Annotated in this window: 15 protein-coding genes and 1 pseudogene; 9 read left to right on the top strand and 7 right to left on the bottom strand. The window is 66.7% G+C overall.

Features of this window, described 5'->3' with window-relative positions; all coding sequences use genetic code 11:
* Positions 1 to 89: 89 nt before the first annotated feature.
* From ACWDPV_RS19935 to asnB, 3 genes and pseudogenes are all read left to right on the top strand, one after another.
* Entirely contained in the window at positions 90 to 1289 is a 1200-nt protein-coding gene (locus ACWDPV_RS19935) for an MFS transporter (protein WP_449744325.1), read from the top strand.
* 3 nt (positions 1290 to 1292) lie between these two features.
* Positions 1293 to 1634, top strand: a complete 342-nt coding sequence (gene arsC / locus ACWDPV_RS19930) for an arsenate reductase (glutaredoxin) (protein ID WP_449744324.1) — start codon at positions 1293 to 1295, stop codon at positions 1632 to 1634.
* A gap of 116 nt (positions 1635 to 1750) precedes the next feature.
* Positions 1751 to 3592: pseudogene (gene asnB, locus ACWDPV_RS19925) on the top strand (asparagine synthase (glutamine-hydrolyzing)).
* An 18-nt stretch (positions 3593 to 3610) separates the two neighbouring features.
* Here the strand turns inward: asnB and ACWDPV_RS19920 are convergent.
* Genes ACWDPV_RS19920 through ACWDPV_RS19910 form a run of 3 tightly spaced genes read right to left on the bottom strand, consistent with a single transcriptional unit; the run spans position 3611 to position 4935 of the window.
* On the bottom strand, positions 3611 to 4021 hold the full coding sequence (locus ACWDPV_RS19920; RefSeq protein WP_449744323.1) for a DUF2752 domain-containing protein: 411 nt from the start codon (positions 4019 to 4021) through the stop codon (positions 3611 to 3613).
* Between the two features lie 13 nt (positions 4022 to 4034).
* Positions 4035 to 4451: a TM2 domain-containing protein gene (locus ACWDPV_RS19915; protein ID WP_449744322.1), complete on the bottom strand. Its 417-nt coding sequence runs from the start codon at positions 4449 to 4451 to the stop codon at positions 4035 to 4037.
* Positions 4452 to 4461: 10 nt separating this feature from the next.
* The gene (locus ACWDPV_RS19910; protein ID WP_449744321.1) at positions 4462 to 4935 is read right to left on the bottom strand and encodes a limonene-1,2-epoxide hydrolase family protein; all 474 of its coding nucleotides are present in this window, start codon (positions 4933 to 4935) and stop codon (positions 4462 to 4464) included.
* Positions 4936 to 5182: 247 nt separating this feature from the next.
* Between ACWDPV_RS19910 and ACWDPV_RS19905 the strand changes: the two genes are divergently transcribed.
* The 4 genes from ACWDPV_RS19905 (at position 5183) to ACWDPV_RS19890 (ending at position 9473) form a co-directional block, all read left to right on the top strand.
* Positions 5183 to 5806, top strand: coding sequence for a 50S ribosomal protein L25/general stress protein Ctc (locus tag ACWDPV_RS19905; RefSeq protein WP_348809535.1), 624 nt, complete (start codon positions 5183 to 5185; stop codon positions 5804 to 5806).
* A 33-nt stretch (positions 5807 to 5839) separates the two neighbouring features.
* On the top strand, positions 5840 to 6406 hold the full coding sequence (pth, locus tag ACWDPV_RS19900) for an aminoacyl-tRNA hydrolase (RefSeq protein ID WP_449744320.1): 567 nt from the start codon (positions 5840 to 5842) through the stop codon (positions 6404 to 6406).
* 37 nt (positions 6407 to 6443) lie between these two features.
* Positions 6444 to 8267 carry an SLC13 family permease gene (locus ACWDPV_RS19895; protein ID WP_449744319.1) on the top strand — a complete coding sequence of 608 codons (1824 nt, stop codon included), beginning with the start codon at positions 6444 to 6446 and terminating at the stop codon, positions 8265 to 8267.
* 177 nt (positions 8268 to 8444) lie between these two features.
* Complete coding sequence (locus ACWDPV_RS19890) at positions 8445 to 9473, top strand: beta-ketoacyl-ACP synthase 3 (RefSeq protein WP_449744337.1); 1029 nt, start codon at positions 8445 to 8447, stop codon at positions 9471 to 9473.
* A 149-nt stretch (positions 9474 to 9622) separates the two neighbouring features.
* Here the strand turns inward: ACWDPV_RS19890 and ACWDPV_RS19885 are convergent, their stop codons facing one another.
* The 4 genes from ACWDPV_RS19885 to ACWDPV_RS19870 form a co-directional block, all read right to left on the bottom strand.
* On the bottom strand, positions 9623 to 10567 hold the full coding sequence (locus tag ACWDPV_RS19885; protein WP_449744318.1) for a hypothetical protein: 945 nt from the start codon (positions 10565 to 10567) through the stop codon (positions 9623 to 9625).
* Positions 10568 to 10710: 143 nt separating this feature from the next.
* Entirely contained in the window at positions 10711 to 12816 is a 2106-nt protein-coding gene (locus ACWDPV_RS19880) for a heavy metal translocating P-type ATPase (protein WP_449744317.1), read from the bottom strand.
* Between the two features lie 93 nt (positions 12817 to 12909).
* Positions 12910 to 13671, bottom strand: coding sequence for an ABC transporter permease (locus tag ACWDPV_RS19875; protein WP_348802919.1), 762 nt, complete (start codon positions 13669 to 13671; stop codon positions 12910 to 12912).
* Positions 13668 to 14681 (bottom strand): ATP-binding cassette domain-containing protein, encoded by a 1014-nt coding sequence (locus tag ACWDPV_RS19870; RefSeq protein ID WP_449744316.1) that lies wholly within the window; start codon positions 14679 to 14681, stop codon positions 13668 to 13670. Before ACWDPV_RS19870 ends, ACWDPV_RS19875 begins: the two co-directional genes overlap by 4 nt.
* Positions 14682 to 14863: 182 nt before the next feature.
* Here ACWDPV_RS19870 and ACWDPV_RS19865 point away from each other — a divergent pair, with 182 nt between their 5' ends.
* Entirely contained in the window at positions 14864 to 15880 is a 1017-nt protein-coding gene (locus ACWDPV_RS19865) for a beta-ketoacyl-ACP synthase III (RefSeq protein ID WP_348809530.1), read from the top strand.
* A 66-nt stretch (positions 15881 to 15946) separates the two neighbouring features.
* Positions 15947 to 17557, top strand: coding sequence for a peptide chain release factor 3 (locus ACWDPV_RS19860; RefSeq protein ID WP_449744315.1), 1611 nt, complete (start codon positions 15947 to 15949; stop codon positions 17555 to 17557).
* The last annotated feature ends 59 nt before the right edge of the window (positions 17558 to 17616 follow it).

Genomic DNA, 17616 nt, shown 5'->3' with positions numbered 1-17616 from the left:
GGGCCCTCGCACTACTAATCTCCCCCCCCCCGGCCCGCTGTCGTGTCGCCCCGCCGACGTCCACCCTTCGACGAGGAGACCCTTCACCCGTGCCCGAGCAGAACCCAACGCCCGTGACGGGCCGCACCGATTCGGCGGTGACCGCGCGCGACTGGGCCGCGGTGACCGCACTCGGGTTGGCGGTCTTCACGATCACCACCACCGAGATCATGCCCATCGGCCTGCTCCAGCCGATGGCCGCCGACCTGGGCGTGTCCGAAGGGCTCATCGGACTCACCGTCACGGTGTTCGCCTTCGTCGCCGCGGTGGCCGCACCCACGTTGTCGTCGCTGACCCGCCGCATCGACCGCCGCAGGATCGCGCTGGCGGTGATGGCGGTGTTCGTGGTCGGCAACACCCTCACCGCCCTCGCCCCGAACTACGCGACGCTGGTGATCGTGCGGGTGCTGATCGGCGTGGCCCTGGGCCAGATGTGGACCATCGTCGCGCCGACCGCGGTGGCATTGGTCTCCACCCGTCATGCGGTGCGCGCCAACACCATCGCTTTCTCCGGCGTGTCGATCGCCTCGGTCGCCGGGATGCCGTTGGGCACCTTCGTCGGTCAGCTCGCCGGTTGGCGGAGTGCCTACTGGGCGTTGTCCGGATTGTCGGCGGTGACGTTGGTGGCACTCGCCGTGTTCATGACGCCCGTCGCACCGGCCGGAAGCCTGTCCCTGCGTCGACTGCCGTCGATGCTGCGCGAGCGCAACCTGCGCGTCACGATCATCGTCACCGCACTGGTCATCACCGGCGCCTACGCCGCCTACACCTATGTGACGCCGCTGATCGTGGACACCATCGGCATCGACGCCGACCTGGTGAGCGCGGTGCTGCTGGCGATGGGTGTGGCCGGGGTCGCGGGCAACTTCGCGGCCGGTGCCTTCCTCACCCGGACCCGCTCGATCCGCGGATCCCTCGGCGTCCTCGTGGGCCTGCTCGCCGTCGCCCTGGTCCTGGTGGTCGCCACGTCGTCGCTCACCCCGCTCGTCCTGGTGGTGCTGATGGTGTGGTCGGCGGGCTACGCCGCGATCCCCATCGGCCTGCAGACCACGGTCTTGCGGGTGGCGCCGACACACCGGGAGGCGGCCACCACCATCTACTCGACCACGTTCAACCTCTCGATCGGTCTGGGTGCACTCGTCGGCGCCGTGGCGATCGACCGTGCGGGCTCCCTCGCCCCAACCCTGATCGGCGCGATCTGCGCGGTCGCGGCCCTCGCGGTGACGTTGCGGTTGCCGACTAGGGTGTAGTCCGTGGACGCGACGATCTATCACAACCCGCGATGCTCGACCTCCCGCAAGACGCTGCAGAAACTGCGCGACGCCGGGATCGAACCGAGCATCGTGCGCTACCTCGACGAACCGTTCACCCGGGAACAGCTCGACACGTTGCTCGCCGATGCGGGGCTCACCGCAGCTCAGGCGGTGCGTAAACGGGAATCCCTGTACTCCGAACTCGGTCTCGCCGACGCCGACGAGGAGACGCTGCGTGAGCAGATGGTCGCTCATCCGGTCCTCGTCGAACGTCCCTTCGTGGTGACGGACAAGGGCACCCGATTGGCCCGCCCCGTCGACAATATCGACGAGATCCTCTGACACTCGCGCGCACGACAATCCGGACATAGCTCTCGGCGTTCTCGACGCCTGTCATCCCCTGTGCTAGAACGGCACTGGTCAACTATTTAGCAACGCTAACTAGATAGGGGTGTGTCATGTGCGGTATCACCGGATGGCTCGGATTTCATCACGATCTGCGCAACGAACGTCACGTCATCGACGAGATGACGGCGACGATGACACGACGAGGCCCCGACGACTGCGGGGTCTTCATCGACACCCACATCGGCCTCGGTCACCGCAGGCTCGCGATCATCGACCTGCCGCTCGGGCATCAACCGATGACCGTCGAGACCCCCGACGGCGTGGTGGCCATCGTCTACAGCGGCGAAACGTACAACTATCGGTAACTGCGCACAGAATTACGTTCGCGGGGGCATCATTTCATCACCGACTCCGACACCGAGGTGGTGTTGCACGGCTATCTGGAGTGGGGTGCACACCTCCCCCATCACCTCAACGGTATGTTCGCCTTCGCGGTCTGGCACGGCCGTACCGATGAGTTGACGATGGTCCGAGATCGACTGGGAATCAAGCCGTTCTACGTCTCGGAGACCGCCGACGGGGTGGTCTTCGGCTCCGAACCCAAAGCGCTGCTGGCCAATCCGCTCATCGGTCGCGACGTCGACCTCGACGGACTGCGCGAACTGTTCGCGATGACCAAACAACCGGGCTGGGCGCTGTGGCGTGATATCCGCGAACTCGAGCCCGGTGCGATGGTGACCGTCAACCGCAGCGGATGGCAGCACCACACCTACTGGACGCTGCCCGCTCGCCGGCACCGCGACTCCCTGGACTTGACCATCGACACGGTGCGCGATCTGCTCACCGACACCGTCGATCGCCAGCTGATCGCCGACGTCCCGCGGTGCGTCCTGCTCTCCGGCGGGCTCGACTCCAGTGCGCTGACCGGTCTGGCCGCCAAGCGTCTGGGTACCGAAGGACAACGGGTGCACAGCTATTCGGTCGACTTCGCCGACCAGGAGTCCAACTTCATCCCCGACGAGATGCGCGACACCCCCGATTCCCCGTTTGTCCGGGACGTCGCCGCACACGTGGGATCGATGCACCGCGACGTCGTCCTCAATCTCGCCGATCTCAGTGATCCCGACGTGCGCCGGGCCGTCATCGCCGCGCGGGACATCCCCGCGGGCTTGGGCGACATGGACACCTCGCTGTACCTGCTGTTCCGGGCGATCCGGGAGGAATCGACGGTCGCCTTGTCAGGCGAGTCGGCCGACGAGGTGTTCGGCGGCTACCGCTGGTTCTTCGACGAGGCCGCCCGCACCGCACATACGTTCCCGTGGTTGGCATTTCAATCGTCGATCACCACCGGCCGCGACGCGCTGCTCACCCCGGACCTGCGCCGCGCCCTCGACCTCGACGCCTACGTCGACGAACAGTACTCGGCCGCGCTCAAGGCGGTCCCCGTCGTCGACGGCGAGACCGGCGACGAACGCCGGATGCGCGAGATCTGCAACCTGCATCTGACCCGAATGGTGCGGATGTTGCTCGATCGCAAGGACCGCGCCTCGATGGCGGTCGGACTCGAGGTGCGGGTGCCGTTCTGCGATCACCGACTCGTCGAGTACGTGTACAACACCCCGTGGGCGTTCAAGACCTTCGACGGCTGGGAGAAGAGCCTGCTCCGCGAGGCAACCCGACATGTGTTGCCGCAGTCGGTGATCGATCGCACCAAGAGCCCGTATCCGTCGACGCAGGACGTCAAGTACGCGGAGTCGCTTCAGCAGCAGCTCGCCGATGTGGCCGCCGACCGAGATCATCCGGTGTTCTCCCTCGTCGATCACGACTGGGTGAGCTCTGCCGTCGGCGCCGATGCCGCGTCGCTGACCGGGGCGCCCCGGACTCAGCTCGATCGCACGCTGGACCTGTACCACTGGATCGACATGTATTCGCCGACCCTGCACCTCGCCTGAGGCGGGCACTCCGTCGGCTCAGATGGCCAGCACGAGCCTGACCACACCAAAGATCACCCACCCGGCGAGCACAAACTTGGCCACCGGATTCCAGATCAACCGATCGAGTCTCGGCGGCTCCCGGTGCCGCACGCGCTGAACGATCGCCGCTACGGCCAGCAGCAGCAACCCCATCAGCAGCGGCAGCCCGAACGGGTGTGCCGCAAAGGATTGCGCCCAATCACCGTGCGCGCCATACACCCATGACCGGGTCAGGCCGCAGCCCGGACAGGGAAGACCGGTCGCCAGCCGGAAGGGACACAGGATCGGGCCGTCGTCGATGTGGGCGGGACTCAGCGCGAGAGCGACTCCGAACCCGGCGACGCCGATCGCACCGGCCACCTCGCTGGGCGCGAGCCGGTGGGTTCGAGTGGGAACGGTTACGCTCATCGACCGGTTCTGCTCAGTCGCGCAATGGCCGGTTGTTGACGTCGGGCACCTTGCCGACGAGCATCAGGATGCCGTCGATCAGGGGCCAGATCGCGCCGACACCGCAGGTCAGCCACGTGACGGCGATCTGTGCGATGCCGATGCCGGTGTATCCGAGGTAGAAGCGGCCGACGCCGAAGCTGCCGAGGAACAGTTGCAGCAATCCGGCGGTGAGTTTGCTCTTGTCGGAGAACAGGCCGGGCACCTGGACGGCCGGAAACGGGTACGGAGCGTCCGCCGACCGGACCGGTGTGCTCGCCTGCAACTGGCCCGACACCGCCATGTACTGCAGTTCGGGAAGGCTCAGCGGCCCCTGTTCCTGACCGAGGATGTTGACGTAGAAACTGCCGGTCGGCTGAGGCCCGTAAGGTCCGGGTTGCTGGTAAGCCATGGCGTCGATGCTAGGCCAGCGGTCCCGTGGTGCGCAGAACCCGTGTCGTGTGTTCGTCGGGCAACGGCCGCACCACCGCGGGCACGACCACGCCTAGCAGACCCTTCAGCAGGGCCTTGGTCATGTCGAAGTAATCGAAGTAGTCGCGCCACACGGTGATCTGCGCGTCGGCGATCTCGAAACGCCCGCACACCCAGAACTGCAGGATGAACCGCCCGAGCCGGATCTCGTCGACACGTTCGGTGAGGACCACACCGGCCTCTTCGTCGGCGCTCACGTTCACCATCCGGTAGTTGAACGAGGCGGGTGAGGCGTCGAACTGTTTGAAGATCCTCTTGACCTTCGCCCGTCCGCGAATGGTGGGCGTCGAGACGTTGGTGTAGGCGATCTGATCGGCGACGTCGATCATTCCCGCGGCGCTGTCCCCGCGGGCGAGTGCGTCCAGAAATCCGGTGACGATGTCGATGGGGGTCCGTGAGGTCATGGCCGTCAGTATGCCGCCCGTCACCCCCACCCCGCGCGGATATGACATCCGCGCAGTTCATCGGCTATTCTGTTCGGGTTGTCTCGGCGAGGGTGAGTGATCACCGTGATCGGCGCGGCCACGCTACGTCTCCTCTGGCGCCTCTGTGCGAGTGCGCCGCGACGGTCGTGATGTGGGTGTCGGCGCAGGTCCGCATCCGAGAAGCACCGACCGGCCGCCCCGCGGCCCCGCACGAAGGAGAAGCCCCATGGCAAACCAGACCGCCACCCTGGCCGTCACCACCCGTACCGAGAAGGGCAAAGGCGCCGCACGCCGCGCCCGCCGCGAGGGCCTCGTCCCCGCCGTCCTTTACGGCCACGGCACCGACCCGCAGCACCTGAGCCTGCCGGCCCGTGACCTCGCCACGATCCTGCGTAACAACGGCACCAACGCCGTCATCGACCTCGACATCGAGGGCACCAGCCAGCTCGCGCTGACCAAGCAGGTCGACGTCCACCCGATCCGCAACTACATCGAGCATGTCGACCTGCTCGTCATCAAGCGCGGCGAGAAGGTGACCGTCGAGGTCAACATCGTCGTCGAGGGTGACGCCGCCCCGGGCTCCCTGGTCGTCCAGGACGCCAACACCGTCGAGATCGAGGCCGACGCGCTGTCGATCCCCGAGCAGATCACCGTCGACGTCGAGGGCAAGGAAGTCGGTGTGTCGATCCTGGCCTCCGACCTCGATCTCCCCGAGGGCGTCACCCTGGTGACCGACGCCGACACCCTGATCGTCGCCGTCAACGAGGCCCCGACCGCTTCCGACCTCGAGGAAGAGGCCGTCGAGGCCGGCGCCGAGGTCCCGACCGAGGGCGAGTCGGAGTCGGAGTAATCTCCGACCGACGACTCTCTGGAGTCACAAAACGTGAAACTCATTGTCGGGCTGGGTAATCCAGGTCCGAAATACGAGAAGACACGACACAACATCGGCGCGATGGTCGCCGATCGTCTGGTCACCTCCGCCGGTGGGCGATACTCGGTGCACAAGCGCTCCGGCGCTGAAGTGGCATCGGTACCGTTCGCCGGCGGTTCGGTGCTGGTGGCCAAGGCCCGTACCTTCATGAACACCACCGGCCGTCAGATCGGTCCGCTGGCGAAGTTCTACTCGGTGTCACCCGAGGATCTGATCGTTCTGCACGACGAACTCGACATCGATTTCGGGCTGGTCCGGCTCAAGCGGGGCGGCGGCGAAGGCGGACACAACGGCCTGCGTTCGATCAGCCAGACCATCGGCACCCGCGACTACCTGCGGGTCCGGCTCGGCATCGGACGCCCGCCGGGACGCCAGGATCCGGCCGACTACGTCCTCAAACCCTTCCCGTCGGCGGCCCGCGCCGACGTCGACCTACTCATCGAACACGGCGCCGACGCCGTCGACCTGTTGCTGCGATACGGTCTGGAGTCCGCCCAGAACACCGTGCACGCAAGGTGACGCCTGCGGCCAGGGGGCCGCGATGTCACGATGAGGTATGTCGGATGCGACGCTGAGCCTGATCGTGCTCGCTGTCACGGTGGTGCTGTTCATCTGGAATCGACTGCCGGTGACGATGGTCGCCATCTCCTCCGCGCTGGTCCTCTACGCCTTGGGCCTCATCGACCTGTCCACCATGGCCTCCGGCCTCGGGCAGAGCGTCATCGCCTTCATCGCCGCTCTCTTCGTGGTCAGCGAGGGCCTCGAGGCGTCCGGGATCACCGCATGGGCCGGTCGCCTGCTCAGCAACCTGGCGGGCACCGGCCGGTTCCGGGTGATCGCGGCCATCATGATTCTCGCCGCCCTCCTCAGCGCACTCATCACCGTCAACGGTGCGGCCGCCGCCCTGGTGCCGGTGACGGTGTCGGTGGCACGTCACGCCGGTCTGCGGCCGTCCAAGGCGCTCATCCCCCTCGCGTACGCCGCGAGCGCCGGATCGATGCTGACGTTGTCGGGCAGCCCGGTGAACGTGATCGTCGACGAGGCCGCCGTCGAGCAGACCGGCTCGGGATTCGGCTATTTCGAGTTCGGCCTCATCGGTGTCCCGTTGGTGCTGGTCACCATCGCGATCACCGCGACCATCGGCCATCGTCTGCTGCCGATCCGCGAATCCCTCTCGCTACCTGCCGATTTCAGCAGCTACGTGTCGACCGTCGTCGAGCACTACGAACTCGACGCCTCCGGTGCGGGTGATCAGACCTTCCGTCTGCGCGTGGGTACGGAGTCTCCGGTGATCGGGTCGAGTCGACGGCGATTGGAGTTGGCCGACGGGTTGCGTGCCGTGGGCGTGCAGGGCCAGTCCGGCAAGGTGCTCTCGTCGGGCCACGAACTCGCGCCCGACGACGTGCTGGTCGTGTACGGCCGACGTGACGTGGCCGAGAGTTTCGCTCATGCAAATGATCTCACCGTCGAGGACGTGATCGGTCGGCGACGCAACAGGGGCCGATTGGTCGATCGGGACCTCGGCGTCAGCGAGGTGGTCATCCCACCACGCTCGGAGTGGATCGGGCGCAAGGCTTTTCCCGGGATGGTCCGTGCCGAGGACGGACTGCTGGTGTTGTCGGTGCGGCGTTTCAGCTCCGACGTAGGACCGAAGTCGGTCGAACTCGCCGAGGGTGACGCACTGCTCGTCCACGGTCCGTGGCGGGTGATCGACGCACTCGTCGACGACCAGAACCTGATGGTGGTGGCGTCCTCCGAACAACTTCGCCGCCAGACCATTCCACTCGGACGCAGCGCCCCGCGCGCCGGTCTCATCCTGGTCGCGATGATCGTGTTGCTGGCAACCGGGGCGGTCCCACCGGTGGTGGCCGGCCTCCTCGCCGCCGTCGCGATGGTGCTGACCCGGGTCATCGCCAGCGAGCAGGCGTACCGCGCGATCCCGTGGCAGACCCTGGTGTTGATCGCCGCGCTGATCCCGATGTCGGAGGCCATCACCGACAGTGGTGGCGCCGAACAACTCGCGAAGCCCATCGTCGACCTCGTCTCCGGACACAGTGCCTACGTCCTGCTGGTCGCGCTATTCGTGCTCACCGCGGCGCTCGGCCAGTTCATCAGCAACGCCGCGACGGTGCTGATCGTGATCCCCGTGGCGCTGGCCGCGGCCCGCGATCTCGGTGTCGACCCCCGAGGCATCTTGATGCTGACGTGTGTTGCCGCGGCCGCCGCGGTACTGACCCCGATCGCCACGCCGGCCAACATGATCGTGATGAATCCCGGCGGCTACCGGTTCGGCGATTACTGGCGCCTCGGCATCGTCATCATGGCCGCCTGGCTGGTGACCAGCGTGCTCCTGGTGCCGGTGTTCTGGCCGCTGAGCTGAAACGCGCGGCCGAACTGATGAACCGGCGAGTTGAACCGCCGCGTGTGACGCGCCGAACGCCGGGACCATCGGCTCACGTGTGGCGCCCGCCGAGGCGCATACACTCTCTCACGGCGCAACCCGAAGGAGAGACACGTGGGACAACTCGCGGTGAACACCGGACATCAGAATGTGGCGATGCTGGGCATCGGTGCCTACCGTCCCCGACGGCTGGTCAGCAACGACGAGGTGTGCGAGGTCCTCGACAGCACCGACGAGTGGATCTTCGAGCGCAGCGGCATCCGCAATCGACGCTGGATCAGCGGTGACGAGTCCGCGCGGTCGATGGCCGCGGCCGCGGCCGAACGCGCCATCGCGAACTCGGGGGTCGACAAGGAGAAGATCGGCGCGCTGATCCTCGCCACCAACAGCTGGAAGACGAAGATCCCGCACGGCGGCCCGATCGTCGCCTTCGACATCGGAATCAACGGCATTCCCGCCTACGACGTCGCCGCCGGGTGCGGTGGGTTCGGGTACGCGCTCGGCGTCGCCGCCGACACCGTACGCGCCGGATCCGCCGAGTTCGTGCTGGTGGTCGGCGTGGAGACGATGTCGGTGGTGATGGATCCGACCGATCGCAACACCGCCTTCATCTTCGGCGACGGCGCCGGCGCGGTGGTCGTCGGACCGAGTGAGCTGAACGGGATCTCGCCGACCGTCTGGGGTTCCGATGGTGAGAACGCCGAGGCCATCGGCCAGAACTACGACATCCCCGAATACATGGACCGCGCGCAGGAGTTCCAGCACAAGGACCCGGAGACCGATCCGGTCGGCCGGATGGTCGTGACGATGCAGGGCCCGCGGGTGTTCCGCTGGGCCGCCATCACCCTGCCCAAGGCCCTGGCCGCGGTCATCGACACCTCGGGGGTGTCGGTGGACGACATCGAGGTGTTCATCCCGCATCAGGCCAACGCACGCATCAACGAACTGATGAAAAAGAACCTCGGCTTCCCGGAGGATCTCCCGATGGCGGGCGACATCGAGAACACCGGCAACACGTCGGCGGCGTCGATCCCGCTCGCGATGGAGGAGATGCTGGCCACCGGCAAGGCCAAGGGCGGACAGACCGCCATGCTCCTGGGATTCGGCGCCGGCCTGTCGTATGCGGGTGCCATCGTCACGCTGCCGCCGGCGCCTGCGGTGAGCAGCTTCGACGGGCTCGACTGACCGCCGATCCTGTTTCCGCACAACCGGTTTACTTCCCGCGCAACCGTTTTGATTCCCGCGTAACCGTTCTCTTCCCGCGCAACGATATGAGTGCGCGGGAAGAGATCGAGTGCGCGGGAGGCCGGGCCGCAAACTCGTGCGGCGAAGGGTCACCGCGGGATCAGCCCGAGGTGACGCAGCCGCTCCTCGAGCATGGGGATGACGGCATTTCGCTCCAGATCCGCCCAGATCCAGCGCGCCACCATCGGTCCGGTACCGCGGATCTCGTCCTCGCGACGCTTCTCCCGCATCACCGCGTCGGCGATAGATTCGCCTGCACGGCGAAATCTCCCGTACTTGCTCAGCCCGTCGAACTCACCGACGAGGAGCCAATCCCAGTCGAAGTCGGTGTAGTAGGTGCGGCCCGAGGGCACCACGATCTTGTGTTGCAGTCGCGGAACGGTGAATCCGGCGACGATGATCTCGGCGCGGCTCCACGATTCCCCGACGCTGCCCGACAACGGGTTCGCCGACAGGAGCGCCTGCTCCGCCATCACACCGTTGCGGCGACGTCGGGTCACGATCATCTCGTGCATCAGCGCGCGGTCGGCATCGCACCGGAGTGCGTGGTCGAAAACCGTCAGCGCCTGGGCGAAGGTGCCCGAGGTGGCGACGTCGACCGCCGTACGTTCGAGTGAGGTGACCGCGACGCCGTCGATCGTCACGATCTCCGTGGGCTCGATCGGTGCCACGTGCACGTGCCGATGGGTGCCGATCGATCCGCCCGACGACGCGCCTCTCGTGACGTGGACGCGTTCCAGATCGGGTTTCAGCAGAGGTAGGCCGTGCATTGTCGCCGCAGATGAGTGGCTGAGCGGGAGTGCGGGTCCGGTAGCCAGCTTCGACGTGGCCACCGCAATCGACCTGAGCCGGTGCAATTTCTGCGCACCGTCATGTCCGTCGAACTCGGCGCTCGGTTCCACGTCGACGCCGGGGATGAGTGTGATGAGTTGGCCGTCTCTGACGTCGTTGGCGCGACGGGCGTCGGTGATGCCCTGCCGAAGCGCCGCGTCACGGCGAATCAGACCGTATCGATCATGGGGATATGTGGTCACGGGAGTTGGACGCAACGCGATGGTGTTCGGTTCCATCGGATTCCGTGCCGTTCTTCCGCGCGGCCGTGCATTCCCGCGCACTCGTCTGCTCCCCGCGCAACGATATGAGTGCGCGGGAAGAGATCGGATACGCGGGAGCGAGGTCAGCGCCGCACGCTGTTCTCCGGCGACAGATCCACCCGCCGCAGCAACTGCGCGTTGAGTGCGACGACGACCGTCGACACCGACATCAGGATGGCGCCGACGCTCATCGGCAGCAGGAAGCCGATGGGGGCGAGAACACCGGCGGCCAACGGCACCGCGATGAGGTTGTATCCGGCTGCCCACCACAGGTTCTGCTTCATCTTGCGGTAGGTGGCGCGGGACAGTTCGATGACCGACAGCACCGACCGCGGGTCCGACGAGGCGAGGATGACCCCGGCCGAGCCGATGGCGACGTCGGTACCCGCGCCGATCGCGAGGCCCACGTCCGCCTGCGCCAGCGCGGGCGCATCGTTGACGCCGTCGCCGACCATGGCGACCCGGCGGCCCTCGTGCTGGAGTTCGGCGACGGTGTGCGCCTTGTCTTCTGGTCGCACCCCGGCGTAGACGCGGTCGATGCCGAGGTCCGATGCGACCGTCTCGGCGACGGCCGTCGCATCGCCGGTGACCATCACGACGTCGACGCCGCGGCGCCTCAGCGCGTCGACGGTCTGGCGGGACTCCGGGCGGATCTCGTCGGCCAGCGCTACGGCGCCGATCACCTCATCGTCGGCGAGGACGTGCAGGATGATCGCTCCCTCCTCGCGCCAACTCTGGGCGATGGGCAGCTCGTTGGCGCCCGCATCGTCGAGGAGTGCCGGACCGCCCACGCGGATCGTGCGGCCGTCCACCGTGGCGCCGACCCCGACCGCCGGCGACGAGGAGAAGTCCGACGCCGCCGGAACGTCGAGACCGCGGTTGGCGGCGGCCCGGGTGATGGCCCGGGCCAACGGGTGCTCACTGTCGGTCTCGGCGGCCGCGGCCAGGGCGAGTACCTCGTCGTCCGCGGACCCGGAAGCCGATTCGATGCCGGTGACCTGCGGTTCCCCGCGCGTCAGGGTGCCGGTCTTGTCGAAGAGGACGGTGTCGACGGTGCGCATCGATTCCAGCGCCAGGCGATCCTTGATGAGCACTCCCCCGCGTGCGGCACGTTCGGTGGCGATGGAGACGACCAGCGGGATGGCCAGGCCCAGGGCGTGCGGGCAGGCGATGACGAGCACGGTGATGGCCCGTACGATCGCCGAATCGGGCATGCCGATGGCGGTCCAGATGATGGCGGTGAGTACGGCGGCGCCGAGGGCGTACCAGAACAGCCAACGGGCGGCGATGTCGGCGAGGCGTTGGGCCCGCGACGTCGAGTTCTGGGCGTCGGACACGAGTTTCTGAATCCCGGCGAGGGCGGTGTCGTCGCCGACCGCGTCGACCTCGACACGCAGCCCGGAATCGGTGGCGACGGTCCCGGCGACGACGTGATCGCCGACGTCCCTTCGGACCGTTGCCGATTCACCGGTGACCATGGATTCGTCGACCGATGCCGAGCCGTCGACGATGGTGCCGTCGGCGGGGATGGACGCGCCGGGACGGACCACCACGACGTCGCCGACGCGCAGGTCGCCCGGCGCGACGGTGACGATGTCGTCGCCGTCGACGCGTTCGGCCGTATCGGGCAGTAACGCCGACAGCGAATCCAGCGCGGACGTCGTCTGCGCGAGCGAACGCATCTCGATCCAGTGCCCGAGGAGCATGATCACGACGAGAAGTGCCAGCTCCCACCAGAAGTCGAGCTCGTGGTCGAGCAGGTGCAGCGTCGAACCCCACGACGACAGGAACGCGACGGTGATGGCAAGTGCGATCAGGAGCATCATTCCCGGTGCGCGGAAACGTATTTCACTGACCGCTCCGGTCAGGAACGGTCGACCACCCCAGAGATAGATGACGGTACCGAGGATCGGCGACACCCAGCGCAGCCACGCGGCGTCGGGCAGCGTGTAGCCGAGGAGGTCGGCGAACATCGGACTCAGTGCCACGGTGGGGATCGCCAGGACCAGGGTGATCCAGAACATTCGCCGGAATTGGGCGACGTGGTCGTGGTGGCCACTGTGTCCCATGCTCGCGTGGTCCATGCCGCTGTGGTCCATGCCGCTGTGGTCCATGCCGCCGTGGTCCGAGCCGCTGTGGCCCATCGAGCCATGGCCCATGGACTCGTGATTCACGGACCCGTCATTCATGACGTCATGTGCCGCCTGGGAGCGGTCGTGTTGCGGGGTGGACATACCATCCACATATACCCCTATAGGGTATATGTGGCAACCGTCTCCGCCTCAGGCATTCTCCTTCCGGAAAACCGATGTGCCCCACCAGGTTCCCAGTGTGGCCAGCACGACCGCGGCCAGCACCGACCACAGCACGGCCATCGTGGCGATGTCCCCGCCGAAGCTGTCGCGGACACCGTCGACGATCCAGCGGAACGGCATGAAGTCACTGAGACTCTGCAACCACTGCGGCCCCAGGGTCATCGGCAGCAGGATGCCCGACAGCAGCAGCACCGGCATCATCACCATGTTGATGACCGGGGCCATCACGTCCTCACTCTTGGTGGTGAGGGCCAGCGCATTGGACGCCGCGGCGCACGCGCCACCGATCAGCAGGGTGATGACGATGCCGACGGTCACGCCGAGCACCGATCCGCGCATCCCCATGATCCAGCCCAACAGCACCAGGATCAGCGCCTGGACGAACAACTGCAGGACATCACGCATGAGCCGCCCGGTGAGCAGCGCGGTGCGACTGGCCGGCGTCACCCGTTCGGCCTCGATGACGCCTTCGCGCCACTCCCCGATCAGGCTGAAGCCGGCGAACAACGCGCCGAACAGGCCGAGCTGGACGAGGAGCCCCGGCACCAGGAAGGTGTACGGGTTGTCCGCGCCGCCGGGGAACTGTGCGACCAGGGGTTTCAGCAGCGGCCCGAACAGCACCAGGTAGAGGATCGGTTGCAGCACACCGATGAGCACCCAGGCGGGATTGCGCAGGTTCATCCGGATCTGGCGGCGGAAGACGATGTGGGATTCGCGCAGAAAGGTCATCGCAGGGCTCCTTCGTTCTCGAGCTCGGTGGCGGCGGGGTTGTCGGTGGCGGCCTCCGCGTCGCGCAGGGAACGGCCGGTCATGGTGAGGAAGACGTCGTCGAGGGTCGGCCGGATGATCTCGATCGACTCCAGGTCGATGGATTGCGTCGTCAGGTCGCGCATCAGGCCGGGCATCTCGCGTCCGGCGCGCAGCACCCGACCGCGGACGTGACAGCCGTCGGTCTCCACCGGCCCGGCGATGGTGGCGAGCCGGGCGGCGGCCGCGGTCACGTCGCCGGCGTGGGCGACCTGCAGGTCGACGAGGTCACCGGACACCCTGGCCTTGAGGTTGTCGGCGGTGTCGGCGGCGACGATCGTGCCGTTGTCGATGATCAGGATGCGGTCGGAGAGTTCATCGGCCTCGTCGAGGTAGTGGGTGGTGAGGAACACCGTGGCACCACGGTCGGCGCGCAATGCGCGGATGTGCTCCCACAGATTGGCCCGCGCCTGCGGATCGAGGCCGGTGGTCGGCTCGTCCAGGAACACCAGGCTCGGGTCATGGACGAGCCCCATGGCGATATCGAGCCGGCGCTTCTGTCCGCCGGACATGTTCTTGGGCATGCGATCCCACAGGCCGTCGAGCTGCAACCGCTCGAACAGTGCTCTGCCCCGATTCGTGGCGTCGGCGCGCGAGAGCCCATAGAGCATGCCGTGGTCGACGACCTCGTCGCCGGCCTGCGCCTGACTGAACGTCCCGCCGGCCTGGGAGACGTAGCCGATGCTGCGCCGCACCATGACCGGATCGTCGACGATGTCGTAACCGTTGACGGTCGCGGTGCCGGCGGTCGGACGCAGCAGCGTGGTGAGCATGCGCAGGGTGGTGGTCTTGCCCGCGCCGTTCGGGCCGAGGAAGCCGACGACCTCGCCTTCGGCGATGTCGAGATCCACTCCGTCGACGGCTCTGACCTCGCGTTTGTTCTTCCCTCGTCCGGTCTGGAAGGTCTGCACCAGGCCTCGTGCGTGGATCATGGGTCTCCTCGTCTCGCTGGGTGGATGGCGGTCGCGATGGTGTTATGACCACTGTGCGACCCAGCATTCATCGGATTGCGGACAATGAGTGTCCGCGTACATCGTCTGCTCACGCCTACTTCCAAGTAGTGGGGGTTGTGTGAGACGGTCTATGGCGGATCGCATAGCGGAAGGAACTCACGATGACCGTGATCGCAGAAACCACCGGCGTGAACAACATCGGCATGCTCGGGATCGGCGCCTACCGCCCCGAACGCGTCGTGACCAATGACGAGATCTGCGAGAACATCGATTCCTCCGACGAGTGGATCTACACCCGCACCGGCATCAAGACGCGACGCTTCGCGCGGCGCGACGAGACCGTCGTCGACATGGCCGTCGACGCCGGGCGTAAGGCCATCGCGAACGCCCTGCTGTCCGGCTCCGACATCGACGCGGTCATCCTCGCCACCAACACGCACCTGCTGCTGACCCCGGCGGGCGCGGTCAAGGTGGCCACCGAACTCGGCGCCAACGGTGTCCCGGCCTTCGACGTCACGGTCGGCTGCGCCGGATTCGGGTACGCGATGGCCATCGCGACCGACATGGTGCGCGGCGGCAGCGCCACCCACGTTCTCGTCATCGGCGCCGAGCAGTTGTCGGTGGCCATGGACATGACCGACCGCACCAACTGCTTCATCTTCGGTGACGGCGCCGGTGCCGTGGTCGTCGGACCGACCGAGGACCAGCAACTCGGTCCGGTCATCTGGGGTAGCGACGGCACCCAGTACACCGCGATCGCCCAGGACATCGACTGGGTCACCTTCCTCGACAGCGACCGCGTGCAGCGCCCCTACCTGCGTATGGAGGGCACCGCGGTGTTCCGGTGGGCGGCGTTCGAAATGGGCAAGGTCGCCCAACGTGCCCTCGAGGCGGCCAAGATCGGCGCGGAAAACCTCGACGTGTTCGTCCCGCATCAGGCCAATTCTCGGATCAACGACCTGCTCGCCAAGAACCTGCACCTGCCCGAGGGCACTGTCGTCGCCAACGACATCGAGCACACCGGCAACACGTCGGCGGCGTCGATCCCGCTCGCCATGGAGGATCTGCTGTCCACCGGCAAGGCCAAGCCCGGCGATACCGCGCTGTTGCTGGGCTACGGCGCCGGTCTCAGCTACGCCGCCCAGGTGGTCAAGTTGCCGCCGGTGCCGTTCGAGTGATGCCGCATCCGACGCCTCGCGTCTGACGTTTTGGTGGGCTCCGACCTCGCCCGATAGCCTCGTCAGGTGAGTTCTGATGTTGCCACCGAGGTGAAGCGTCGCCGTACCTTCGCGATCATCTCCCATCCCGACGCCGGTAAGTCGACGATGACCGAGGCCCTGGCGTTGCACGCCCGCATGATCAGCGAGGCGGGCGCCATCCACGGCAAGGCTGGACGCAAGTCCACCGTCTCGGACTGGATGGAGATGGAGAAGGCTCGCGGCATCTCGGTGTCGTCGACGGCATTGCAGTTCAACTACTCCCCTCGAGGTGCCGGCGCCGACGACGAGCCCGCCGTCATCAATCTCGTCGACACCCCCGGTCACGCGGATTTCTCCGAGGACACCTACCGCGTGCTCACCGCGGTCGACGCCGCGGTGATGTTGATCGACGCCGCCAAGGGACTCGAACCGCAGACGCTCAAGCTGTTCCAGGTGTGTCGCCATCGCGGCATCCCGGTGATCACCGTGATCAACAAGTGGGACCGGCCGGGCCAGGCACCGTTGGAACTCATCGACGAGATCAACGAACGGATCGGCCTGCTGCCGACCCCGCTGTATGTTCCGGTCGGCATAGCCGGTGACTTCCGTGGTCTGCTGGATCGGCGCACCGGTCGTTACATCCATTTCACCCGTACCGCGGGCGGCGCGACGATCGCCCCCGAGGAGATCCTGGATGCCGACGCCGCGTCGGCCCGCGAGGGCGACGCATGGAACGACGCTCTCGAGGAGAGCGACCTGCTCTCGGAGATGGGGCAGGATCACGACCAGGAACTGTTCCTCGGCGGACAGACGTCGCCGATGATCTTCGCCTCGGCGATGCTGAATTTCGGTGTGCGACAACTGTTGGAGACGTTGGTCGAGTTGGCCCCGGCGCCGGGATCGCGCACCGGCATCGACGGTACCGTCCGTGAGCCCACCGATCCGTTCAGCGCCGTCGTGTTCAAGGTGCAGGCCGGAATGGATGCCAGCCACCGAGATCGGTTGGCGTTCATGCGGATCGTGTCGGGCGAGTTCGAACGCGGCATGGTCGTCACACATGCGCAGACCGGAAAGCCGTTCGCCACCAAGTACGCCCAGGCCGTCTTCGGTCGTGATCGCTCGACCGTCGACACCGCCTATCCCGGCGACGTCGTGGGTCTGGTCAACGCGACCGCCCTGGCCCCTGGCGACACTCTCTACGACGATCCGAAGATCCAGTTCCCGCCGATTCCTTCCTTTGCGCCGGAACACTTCTCGTCACTGCGTGCCACCACCGCCGACAAGTACAAGCAATTCCGCAAAGGCATGGAGCAACTCGACAGCGAGGGTGTCGTCCAGGTACTGCGCAACGACATCCGCGGCGACACGTCCCCGGTGCTTGCGGCCGTCGGACCGATGCAGTTCGAGGTGGTCACCGCACGCATGAAGTCAGAATTCAACGTGGACACGGTGATCGAGCCCCTCGGCTACACCTTGGCCCGTAAGACCGATGCCGAGAGCGCCGATGAACTCAACCGTCAGCGCGGTGTCGAGGTGTTCACCCGCACCAGCGACGGCGTGCTCCTCGCCCTTTTCAGCGACAAGTGGCGGCTGCAGTACATCGAGAAGGAACTCCCCGACCTGACGCTGGAACCGCTTGTGGCCGCGGCGGATTGACGCACACCGCAAACCCGGTTTCCGCCGGTCGAGCTGCTCTTCCACCCGCCCGTCGAGTG

The organism is Gordonia sp. NPDC003504, from assembly GCF_053587995.1.
This window is presented reverse-complemented; position numbering and strand designations above follow the sequence as displayed.